Origin of the sequence: Moritella sp. 5, assembly GCF_018219455.1 — a bacterium.
GTDB lineage: Bacteria > Pseudomonadota > Gammaproteobacteria > Enterobacterales > Moritellaceae > Moritella.
In genome coordinates, this window is record NZ_CP056122.1 from 1,306,407 (window position 1) to 1,317,101 (window position 10,695).

Sequence of the window (10,695 nt, forward strand, 5' to 3'; positions counted from 1 at the left end):
ATCTATTTCTTGGAAATCGTACAGTTCTGTAAATTATTTTTTAGTCTTGTAAGTTATATACAAGCCTAGCTGTTTGACTGAGTATATTCTATTTATTTTTAGGTACAAGGCAAACGTAAGGGTCTTTTGTTAAATCGTGATTACTTTCACCAAACTACTAAAAATCATTAATGTGTTAGTTTCAAACTTTAATGTGTGACAAAAAGAAGGTTAATTGAGGTTATTTCCGGTTATAAAAAAGCCCCAATAAATATTGGGGCTCAGTTTGATATGTAGTCTAAAGTCGTAATTATTCTACAGTTACAGCTTTAGCGAGGTTACGTGGTTGATCCACGTCTGTCCCTTTAATCAGTGCAACATGATATGAAAGCAACTGCATTGGTAAGGTATAGAAGATCGGTGCTGTAATTTCACTTACATGCGGCATAGTGATGATCTTCATGCCTTCTGATTCAACAAAACCAGCGTCAGCATCTGCGAATACATAAAGTAGGCCGCCACGTGCACGAACTTCTTCAATATTTGATTTTAGTTTTTCTAATAATTCATTGGTTGGTGCGATAACCACAACAGGCATGTCAGCGTCAATGAGTGCTAAAGGACCGTGTTTTAATTCACCCGCAGCATATGCTTCGGCGTGAATGTAAGAGATCTCTTTAAGCTTAAGCGCCGCTTCCATGGCGATAGGGTAGAATTCACCGCGACCAAGAAATAAGGTATGGTGCTTGTCAGCGAAATCTTCAGCCAGTGCTTCAATGTCTTTATCAAATGATAATGCATTTTCAATTTGTGTTGGTAATGCATGTAATGCCGTTACTATTTCAGCTTCTTTAGTTGCATCGATAACGTGTTTTTGTTTACCTAATGCGGTTACAAGCATTAATAATGCTGATAATTGTGTCGTGAATGCTTTAGTTGAAGCTACACCAATTTCAGTTCCTGCACGGGTCATAAATGCAAAGTCTGATTCACGCACTAATGAAGAACCGGCCACGTTACAAATGGTCATTACAGCCATGTAACCTTTTTCTTTCGCCAAACGCATTGCTGCTAACGTATCTGCGGTTTCACCTGATTGGGATAACGTGATCAACAGGCTATTCGGACGTGTTACAAATTTACGGTAGCGGAATTCAGATGCGATTTCGACATCACAACTTACGCCTGCTAACGATTCAAACCAATATCGGGCTGTCATACCTGCGTTGTAAGACGTACCACAGGCGATGATCTGAATGTGTTCAACTTTCGCTAAAATCTCAGCAGCGTTAACGCCGATACTTTCTGTAATAACACTGTTAGCTGTCAGGCGGCCTTCCATTGTATTGGTTAGTGCTACAGGTTGTTCGAAGATCTCTTTTTGCATGAAATGGCGGAATTGACCTTTATCAGCAGCGTCATGCTCTGCATTCGATTCCGTTACTTCACGTGTTACTGGATTACCATCAATATCAAATACTGACACATCTCGACGCGTAACTTCAGCCACATCACCTTCTTCAAGGTACATGAAGCGGCGAGTAACATTAAGCAGTGCAAGTTGATCGGATGCTAAGAAGTTTTCGCCTACACCTAAACCTATCACAATAGGGCTGCCTGAACGTGCCACAATTAATTTACCTGGTTCGAGACGGTTTAGTACTACAGTACCGTATGCACCTTCTAATTGAACTGCTGTTTTTTGAACTGCATCAAGTAGGCTATCTGTTGAACGTAACTCCCATTCAACAAGATGCGCAATGACTTCAGTGTCTGTTTGAGATTGGAAAATATAACCACGTTGTTGTAATAACTCACGCAACATCTCATGATTCTCAATAATACCATTATGTACTACTGCAATATTACCTGATACGTGTGGATGTGCATTTGCTTGTGAGGGTTCACCATGTGTTGCCCAACGCGTATGGGCGATACCGGTACCGCCAACAGGCTGTTCAGTGTCAACTGCATTTGCTAGTTCTTGCACTTTACCTAGGCTACGTACCCGCTGCAGATTATTGTCTTGATCAACAATCGCAACACCTGCAGAGTCATAACCGCGGTATTCTAAACGACGTAAACCTTCAACTAAAATTTCAGCGATATCTCTTTGCGCTACTGCACCAACAATGCCACACATGGTCTTCTCCTAAATATATAAACTTTTTAAACAAGTAATACCACGTGATAGTGCTGTCTATCGATCCGTGACGACGTTCGTCCTTATACAACTTGTTTTAATGATTTTGAAAGCGAAACTTTTATCATTAAAATATTCAATCGTAACTTAACATTGAATGTATTGGTTACGTTTCATTTAAATATAGTGTGTAATAGTGATTTATCTAGTTTCACTTACTCACTAGACAGCTTGATCTAGCTATGAATACCAACTAAGTTTCGTAGTTTCGATATATTAGTTTCGTTTGTTTCGTTTGTCCATATAAAATTGTAAATAATAAGTGGTTTGAAACAAAGTAATGAAACAAAGCTAATGAATTAAGAAAAAAAGTAGCATGCTAAGGATAGCTGTCAGTAAGGTATTACGCGTAATCAGAATAAGTAGTACCGCAAAAATAGCACCAATCAGGTAACTGTTATCCAAATTTAGGTGCAAGGTATTCTCTTGGATAAATACAATCGGCGCTAAAATAGCGGTGAGTACGGCCGGGGCTGAATAACTTAAAAACTTCACTACACTGGGGTTAAGACGCAATGGCAGCTTAGGTTCAATGAAAATATAGCGACTAATGAAGATAATTACTGTCATCAGTATAATGGTAAGCCAGATCATAAGCCGTCTCCTGGTCTGGTTAATATGGTTTTATTAGGATGCGTTTCATGGGTTAGTTTGGCTGTTAACATACCTGCGCTCATACCAGATAAGGCCGCAATTAATAACCCGCCGGGTATATGGAACAGTTCGCAAAGTACCGCTGTTACTAAAGAAACTAATACACTGACTAAAATTGAGGGCGTTTTAATGGAAGGGACGACTAAAGCAATGAAGGTTGCAGCAATGGCGAAGTCTAAACCGAGTTCATCTAAATTGGGGATCTGTTGACCAGCAAAAATACCGACCGCAGAAGCAATATTCCAAATAAGATAAAAACTAAAGCCACCCCCAAATGCAAACCAGCGATCAAACTTGTGCTGTTTGGTTTCGCTGCATATGGCAAACAATTCATCGGTGAGCAAGAAGCCTAATGTTAGTCGCCAGCGTAAAGGTAGGGGACTCATTTGATGACGCATGGCCATACCATATAAAAAATGGCGAGAGGTAATGAGTAGTGTAGTTAATAGAATACTAGCCAGTCCAACTCCTGATTTGATCATTCCAACTGCAACAAGTTGTGCTGCGCCAGCAAACACAATCGCCGACATTGCTTGGCTTTGAATGACATCTAACCCTGCTTCAATGGCATAAGAGCCTGCCAAAATACCCCAAGGGATCACCGCAATACTTAACGGCATTGCTGCAGCCGCGCCTTTTAATGCTGATTTTAGTTTAGATGGTGACGCTTGTTCTGAGTCGGATTGTTGATCCTGCATCGCATTATCCTTGTGATGGCTGTGGTGTACTATATTCGAGAATATAAAAACTGGGGGTAATAAAAAACCCAGCGAACTGGGTTTTTTATCGTCATACCTATGAAGATATATTACTTATGATTTATCATCAATCAATTAGTGTTGAGCTTTGTGCTCGCCACTGCCAAAGTGCCAATCATAGTGGAAGCTTTGACTTGCATCTTGATCTTTACGACGGTAAGTGTGGCCACCAAAGTAGTCACGCATCGCTTGAATAAGGCTTGCTGAAGAATCTGCTTCACGGTAACAATCGTAATAACTCATTGCTGCGCTAATCGATGGCATTGGCATACCTTGCATTATCGCTTTCGCTAATACTTCACGCCATGCCATTTGGCTTTCAGCTAATGTAGTCGTGAAACGGTCCGCTAACATGAGGTTTAATAACTCTGGTTCAGCTTGATAAGCTTTCGAGATATCATCTAAGAAGTGAGCGCGGATCACACAGCCTGCACGCCAGATTTTTGCAATTGCAACGTAATCAAGCGTCCAGTTATGTTCTTTTTGTGCTGCAGACATTAATTCAAAGCCTTGTGCGTAGCTACAGATCTTTGAACAATAGAGTGCGTCAGCCAGTTTTTCTAGCCATAGATTTCGGTCTTCGGTTGTTACCGCTGGACCTGCAAGTTTAGTCGCGCCAACCTGACGGATAGATTTTTGTGTACTTAGGCAACGGGCAAATACAGATTCTGCAATTGCGTTTGCTGGCACGCCTAGCTCGAGTGCTTCACGTGCAGTCCAGTTACCAGTCCCTTTTTGGCCTGCCTGATCCATGATCACGTCAACCATAGGTTTACCTGTTGTTTCATCAACAACTTTTAGGATGTTACCTGTGATTTCGATTAGGTAGCTTTGTAATTTACCTTTGTTCCATTCGCTGAATACTTCGCCAACTTCAACTGCTGACATACCTAAGATTTGACGCATGAACTGTACAACTTCAGCAATCATTTGCATATCTGCGTATTCGATACCGTTATGTACCATTTTAACAAAATGGCCAGAACCGATTGGACCGATATATTCGGCACAAGGTTCACCTTCTGGTAGAGGCTGATCTACGTGTGTACGTGCAATTTCAATACCAGTGATAGGATCTACTTTCGCAGACATTGCTTGCCACATAGGTTTTAGCCATTCCCAAGCTGCTTTGTCGCCACTAGGCATTAACGATGGACCAAAACGAGCACCCACTTCACCGCCAGAAATAGCACAAGTGAAGAAGCTGAACTTACCTGCGTAAGTATCTGCACGTGCGATAGAATCACGCCATTGGCTGTTACCTGTATCAACAACAATGTCGCTTGCTTCTAAGCCTGCTGCAATTAAGTCATTACAAATAATATCAACAACAGGACCAGCTGGAACAGAAAGCACTATTCGACGTGGTGTTTCAAGCTGGTTAATTAGCTCTGCAAGATCGGCAACCGCAATTAATTTTGCTGCTGTTAGAGGTTGATGACGCTTAACGATGTCAGTACGACGGCTTTCGTTAATGTCAAAAGCTGCAACGGAAAATCCACGTTCAGCTAAGTTTAATGCCATGTTGGCACCCATTACGCCTAAACCTATTACTGCAATATCAATATTTTTATTCATCTGGTCCTCTGTGCCTTAGCAAGTCATGAAGGTGAGAATTGGGCTAATGCCTTGTCGTTTAAGGCATGATATAGAAAGTAGAAAAAGATACAATATGAACACTACTGTTATTTACCTTTTTCATTTAAATCGCGATTTTTTGATAAGCTAATTTTAAATCATTAAAATCTATATGGTTGATCTGATTATTGAGATGAGATCTACCTCACATAATCATTGTTAGTTTGAATTTAAGCCTGTGCCTTTCCTGTTCAGTTATACAATTTAGCTAAAATTATTTACAGTTATGTTAAAAGTTATACAGATTTTCTGGTTTAAAGTTAATAGGAAACTTTACTTACCCCTAATTATATATAGGTGTAATATAGGTAAGTATTTTATAAATAAGGATATTAGGTGTATGAGTTCCAACAGTCGTAAGTCTGGTCGCGTGACCTTACAAGATGTTGCTAATAAAGTTGGTGTTACAAAAATTACTGTTTCAAGAGCGATCCGTACACCCGAGAAAGTGTCTGAATCATTACGCTTGACTATTCACAAAGCCATTGAACAAATGGGGTATGTGCCAAATCGTGCAGCTAGCATGTTAAGCACTAAGCAAAGTAAAACCATTGTATTGATTGTCCCTTCCTTATCTAACGGTGTATTTTCTGATGTAGTACGCGGTATTAATGATGTGATGCTAAATGAAGGCTTTCAGATCTTACTGGGTCACTCTGGCTATTCTCTATTAGAAGAAGAGCGTTTAATCGAAACCTATTTACAGTTTGGTATCGATGGCATCATTATTTCTGGTACGCATCACACTGAACGAAGTAATCGTTTATTACGTAAATCAAACTTACCGGTTGTTGAGATCATGGAATGCAATGATAACGCGATCGATATGTCAGTGGGTTTAGATCATGCTCTAGCGGGTTACAAGATCACCGAACATCTAATCGATAAAGGTTATAAAAATATCGGCTTTGCCGGTGCGCGAATGGATTTACGTGCACAGTTACGTTTAGATGGTTGGCGTAAAGCAATTTGGGAAACAGAATTGAGCGATGAGCGTGTAGTGACTAGTACCTATGCTTCGACTTACCAAATGGGTGCTGATATGTTGACTGAGTTATTAGGTGAATGGCCTGATACTGACTGCATCTTCTTCTGTAATGACGATTTGGCTGCTGGGGCACTATTTGAGTGTCAACGTCGTAATCTAAAAGTACCGAAAGATATTGCTTTAGTTGGTTTTAACGATCTTGATATTTGCTCTGCGACAAATCCAAAGTTAACGTCGGTATCTATCCCTCGTTTTGATATAGGTGAGCAAGCGGCTAAATTGTTACTTAAAAAAATCAATGATGAACCGATTGAAAATAAGCATTTAGATCTCGGTTTTATTATTTCTGAGCGTGCTAGCACCTAAGTCACACTGATAATGCTTGTGTTTTATTGTGTTAACGGTAACATTGCGTTAGTTGATTTAGAGTGATGTTAAGAAGTAAAGAATATGATAGGCAGAAGTATTATAATCATGGGCGTTTCTGGTAGCGGAAAATCTACGATAGGATTAAAAATTGCACAGCAGCTCGGTGCTAAATTTATTGATGGTGATGACCTACATCCGAAAGCGAATATTCTAAAAATGGCTGCAGGCCAACCGTTAAATGATGCAGACCGTACGCCTTGGTTAGAACGTGTTCGTGATGCATGTTTTAGCATTGAAAAAAAGAATGAAACAGGCGTTATCGTTTGTTCTGCATTACGTAAAGATTATAGAGATCAAATTCGAGATGGTAATAAATCCGTAATTTTTATCTACTTAGATGGTAGTTTTGATTTAATTTTAGCACGTATGAAAGAGCGAGCAGGGCACTTCTTTAGTGGCGATGACATGTTAAAAAGTCAGTTTAATACTTTGGAGTTACCACTTAAGGATGAAAAAGACGTACTTTCTGTTCCTATTGATGGTACAATTGACGACATCGTAAGCCTCAGTATTACTGCTTTAACGCGCAACTAGTATTACGATGTTGGATTGATATTCTACAGGATTTATAAAATATCAGCATATCCATAAACCATAATAATGGTCATATTTTAATCAAAATATGACCGTTTTTTTTATCTCGACTTTATATTTCAAATGGAAATTAAAAGTTGATTATATGTAACAATAGTGACTTAAAAGTTGAAATTATCCGGTGATTTTATATAAAAATGTGATGTTAACCCTAGAGTTTAGCTGTTTGTAATAGTAAGATTACCCCAACAGTTACCGGTAACACGGTTGGGTAACATCATTATCGGGTTTGTCAGAAACAAGGATACCGCTACTAATGAAAACCATTTCTAAAACAATTATTGCAGCATCAGTTGCAACTATGATGAGTGCATCTGCATTCGCTGCTGAATTTAACTTCAAATTTCAATCATCTGATCCATCGGGTGAGAAAAACTTCCAAGTGCAACAAGCATGGGCTGACCAATTAGAAAAAGATTCTAACGGTCGTATCGATGTGACTATGTTACCAGTAGGTGCTGTAATTAAGCATACAGAAACACTTGATGGTATTAAGTTTGGTGTTTTACAAGGTCACATAACAGCAACAAGCTTCTTTTCTGGTAAGGATCCTGCATTTGGTTTAATGGGTAACACCGTTGGTGCTTGGTCTGATCCAATACAACTGTTAGATTACATGTATAACGGCGGCGGTAACGAGCTAATGCGTGAAATCTACAAACCTTATGGTATTTACTATATTGGCGCATCAGCAACAGGTCTTGAAGCGTTTGTTTCTAAAGTACCACTTAACGGTGTTGCAGATCTTAAAGGGCTTAAATTACGTGCACCAGAAGGTCTAGTACAACAAGTATTCGCAGCAGCAGGCGCTTCACCAGTTAATTTACCGGGTTCAGAAGTATTTACAGGTCTAAGTAAGGGCGTTATTGATGCCGCTGATTACACTGTATTCTCAACGAATCATAAAGCGGGTCTAAATGATATCGCACCACATCCGGTATATCCTGGTTTCCATTCTCTACCTGCAATTGAAGTTTCAATCAGTGCAAAATCGTGGAACAAACTACCAGCTGATCTACAAAAAGTAATGCAAGATTCAGTTAAAACATTTGCTTACACTATGGTTGATACACTGAAAAAAGCAGATGCGGAAGCGGTTGCAGACGCAATGAAAAATCCAAACATCACCATACATGACTGGCCTGCAGAAGAACGTAAAAAATTCCGAACTATTGCGCGCAGCCAATGGGAAATTTACGCAAAACGTTCTCCAAACGCACAAAAAGTATATGACTCTATAACGACATACTTAAAAGCGAAAAACTTACTGTAATTCAAGTAAGCGATATATATGAAGGCTGCTTCGCAGCCTTTTTTCCACTTAGAAGATGAAAAAATCGATGAGTAATCCAGAAGAACTCCAACCAAAAAATCGCCTCGACTCAGGCATTATATGGACAGGTAATGTATTAAGTATCTTGTTTCTGTTTACGGTATTAATATCGTTTTATGAAGTACTTATGCGCTACGTATTCAATGCGCCAACAATTTGGGTTCATGAAACCGCTTCCTTCGTTGGTGGGTCATTATTTGTGATCGGTGGTGCTTATGGATTAGCAGCAGATAAACACGTACGCGTTGTGCTTATTTATGATCATGTATCGGAGCGTGTAAAGCAGTACTTGAATGTATTCCACCATATTATGGGTTTGTTGTTTACGGTATTACTTTCTTATGCCGCTTATACCATGGTGGAAGGCGCCTGGTATGCACCTTGGGGTGAGATGCGTTTAGAGACATCTGGTTCAGCTTGGAATCCTGTATTTCCTGCGCTACTTAAAGCGCTAATTTTTGGTACTTTGTGCTTAATGTCAGTTCAATTTGTGTTGCACCTCATTCAAGAAGTCCACGGTTTAATTAAGAAGAAAAAATAATATGTTTGATCTTTCATCTATTGGTATTGGTTACGGCAGTTTATTAATGCTGGTGCTTATGATTGGCCTGTTGTTAACTGGTATGCAGTTAGCATTTGTTACTGGTTTAGTTGCGGTTATATTTACATTCGGTTGGTTTGGGCCTGAGGTCTTACCGCTAATCACCAGTCGAATTTATAGTTTTGTTAGTGGGTACGTATTTTTAGCCGTGCCTATGTTTGTATTGATGGCCGCCTTGCTTGATCGTTCTGGTATTGCGCGTGATTTGTTCGATGCAATGAAAAAAGTGGGTCGTAACGTCCGTGGTGGTGTTGCGGTTCAAACGCTATTAGTAGCGGTATTACTGGCGTCAATGTCGGGTGTGATTGGTGGTGAAACAGTACTACTTGGTATTCTTGCATTACCACAAATGCTACGCCTTGGTTATGATCGTAAATTAGCGATCGGTACAACCTGTGCCGGTGGTGCGCTGGGTACTATGTTACCACCAAGTATCGTATTGATTATTTATGGTCTAACGGCCAGTGTATCAATTGGCGATCTGTTTAAAGCGTCATTCTTACCCGCCGCGATATTAGCGTTACTGTATATTTTGTATGTATTAATTCGTTGTCACTTAAACCCGTCATTAGCACCATTACCGACGGCCGAAGAATTAGCAGAAGATGCAGCGAAAGATATTAACTTTAAAAAAGCATTATTATTTCCAATGCTATCTGTTGGTGTTGTTCTGGGTAGTATCTACAGTGGTATCGCGTCAATCACTGAAGCATCAGCATTAGGTGTTGTCGGTATTGCAATCAGTGCGGCTATCCGAGGTGAACTTAACTGGAACATGTTAAAAGAGAGCTCGATTGCGACTTTACGAACTTGCGGCATGATCATCTGGATCGGTATTGGTGCGAGTGCATTAGTTGGTGTTTACAATTTAATGGGCGGTATTGATTTTGTAAGTGACGGTATTCTGGCGATGAGTGGTGGTAGCCCAATGGGTACTATTCTTATCATGATGGCAGTGTTGTTTGTATTAGGCATGTTCCTTGACTGGGTTGGTGTTGCATTATTAACTATGCCAATTTTTGTTCCGATAGTGGTTGGGCTAGGTTTTGATCCTATTTGGTTTGGTGTAGTGTTCTGTATGAATATGCAGGTATCATTTTTGTCACCACCATTTGGTCCTGCTGCTTTCTACCTTAAATCGGTAGCACCCAAAGACATCAGCTTAGGTGAAATCTTCAGTGCACTTGTACCGTTTATCTGTTTACAAGTTGTTGCACTAGCACTATTAATCATTTTCCCTGATTTGGCTTTATGGTGGAGGTAGCCTCTCTGTATAAAGCATAAAATAAGTAAAAAAGCCCGATGTTAGCAATAACATCGGGCTTTTTTACAAATAAATTACTTGTTTCTTGTACCCTTTCTTTATTTCTCTATCTAGCCTTAACGTAGAATGTTCAATATTTATCCATTAAGTCGTATTTAAATATGTTATTTAAATGTGCAATATGTATCCATATGTCAGGTAATGTAAGCAAATGTAATTGCAGTGTATAAAATGTAAGCTGTTTTGGGGCTTAA

Annotated in this window: 9 protein-coding genes; 5 read left to right on the forward strand and 4 right to left on the reverse strand. The window is 39.6% G+C overall.

All coding sequences use genetic code 11. The features are described from left to right. Positions 1-289: 289 nt before the first annotated feature. From glmS to gndA, 4 genes are all read right to left on the reverse strand, one after another. Entirely contained in the window at positions 290-2,122 is a 1,833-nt protein-coding gene (gene glmS, locus HWV01_RS05975) for a glutamine--fructose-6-phosphate transaminase (isomerizing) (RefSeq protein WP_211674543.1), read from the reverse strand. A gap of 351 nt (positions 2,123-2,473) precedes the next feature. Then, positions 2,474-2,776, reverse strand: a complete 303-nt coding sequence (locus HWV01_RS05980; protein ID WP_211674544.1) for an AzlD domain-containing protein — start codon at positions 2,774-2,776, stop codon at positions 2,474-2,476. Beyond that, positions 2,773-3,534 (reverse strand): AzlC family ABC transporter permease, encoded by a 762-nt coding sequence (locus HWV01_RS05985; RefSeq protein ID WP_211674545.1) that lies wholly within the window; start codon positions 3,532-3,534, stop codon positions 2,773-2,775. Before HWV01_RS05985 ends, HWV01_RS05980 begins: the two co-directional genes overlap by 4 nt. A gap of 135 nt (positions 3,535-3,669) precedes the next feature. After that, positions 3,670-5,172 (reverse strand): NADP-dependent phosphogluconate dehydrogenase, encoded by a 1,503-nt coding sequence (gene gndA, locus HWV01_RS05990; protein ID WP_211674546.1) that lies wholly within the window; start codon positions 5,170-5,172, stop codon positions 3,670-3,672. 400 nt (positions 5,173-5,572) lie between these two features. On the opposite strand from gndA, the gene HWV01_RS05995 reads away from it, so the two are divergent. The 5 genes from HWV01_RS05995 to HWV01_RS06015 all read left to right on the forward strand — a co-directional run bounded on the left by HWV01_RS05995 (position 5,573) and on the right by HWV01_RS06015 (position 10,441). After that, positions 5,573-6,586 (forward strand): LacI family DNA-binding transcriptional regulator, encoded by a 1,014-nt coding sequence (locus tag HWV01_RS05995; protein ID WP_211674547.1) that lies wholly within the window; start codon positions 5,573-5,575, stop codon positions 6,584-6,586. Positions 6,587-6,670: 84 nt separating this feature from the next. After that, the gene (locus HWV01_RS06000; protein ID WP_211674548.1) at positions 6,671-7,183 is read left to right on the forward strand and encodes a gluconokinase; all 513 of its coding nucleotides are present in this window, start codon (positions 6,671-6,673) and stop codon (positions 7,181-7,183) included. A 316-nt stretch (positions 7,184-7,499) separates the two neighbouring features. After that, entirely contained in the window at positions 7,500-8,516 is a 1,017-nt protein-coding gene (locus tag HWV01_RS06005; protein WP_211674549.1) for a TRAP transporter substrate-binding protein, read from the forward strand. Positions 8,517-8,583: 67 nt separating this feature from the next. Beyond that, positions 8,584-9,117, forward strand: coding sequence for a TRAP transporter small permease subunit (locus HWV01_RS06010; protein ID WP_249185456.1), 534 nt, complete (start codon positions 8,584-8,586; stop codon positions 9,115-9,117). A 1-nt stretch (position 9,118) separates the two neighbouring features. Then, positions 9,119-10,441, forward strand: a complete 1,323-nt coding sequence (locus HWV01_RS06015; protein ID WP_211674551.1) for a TRAP transporter large permease subunit — start codon at positions 9,119-9,121, stop codon at positions 10,439-10,441. Positions 10,442-10,695: the final 254 nt, after the last annotated feature.

Coding starts and splice junctions, on each gene's coding strand:
- glmS (WP_211674543.1), bottom strand. CDS start 2,122: ATGTGTGGCATTGTTGGTGCAGTAGCGCAAAGAGATATCGCTGAAATT.
- HWV01_RS05980 (WP_211674544.1), bottom strand. CDS start 2,776: ATGATCTGGCTTACCATTATACTGATGACAGTAATTATCTTCATTAGT.
- HWV01_RS05985 (WP_211674545.1), bottom strand. CDS start 3,534: ATGCAGGATCAACAATCCGACTCAGAACAAGCGTCACCATCTAAACTA.
- gndA (WP_211674546.1), bottom strand. CDS start 5,172: ATGAATAAAAATATTGATATTGCAGTAATAGGTTTAGGCGTAATGGGT.
- HWV01_RS05995 (WP_211674547.1), top strand. CDS start 5,573: ATGAGTTCCAACAGTCGTAAGTCTGGTCGCGTGACCTTACAAGATGTT.
- HWV01_RS06000 (WP_211674548.1), top strand. CDS start 6,671: ATGATAGGCAGAAGTATTATAATCATGGGCGTTTCTGGTAGCGGAAAA.
- HWV01_RS06005 (WP_211674549.1), top strand. CDS start 7,500: ATGAAAACCATTTCTAAAACAATTATTGCAGCATCAGTTGCAACTATG.
- HWV01_RS06010 (WP_249185456.1), top strand. CDS start 8,584: ATGAGTAATCCAGAAGAACTCCAACCAAAAAATCGCCTCGACTCAGGC.
- HWV01_RS06015 (WP_211674551.1), top strand. CDS start 9,119: ATGTTTGATCTTTCATCTATTGGTATTGGTTACGGCAGTTTATTAATG.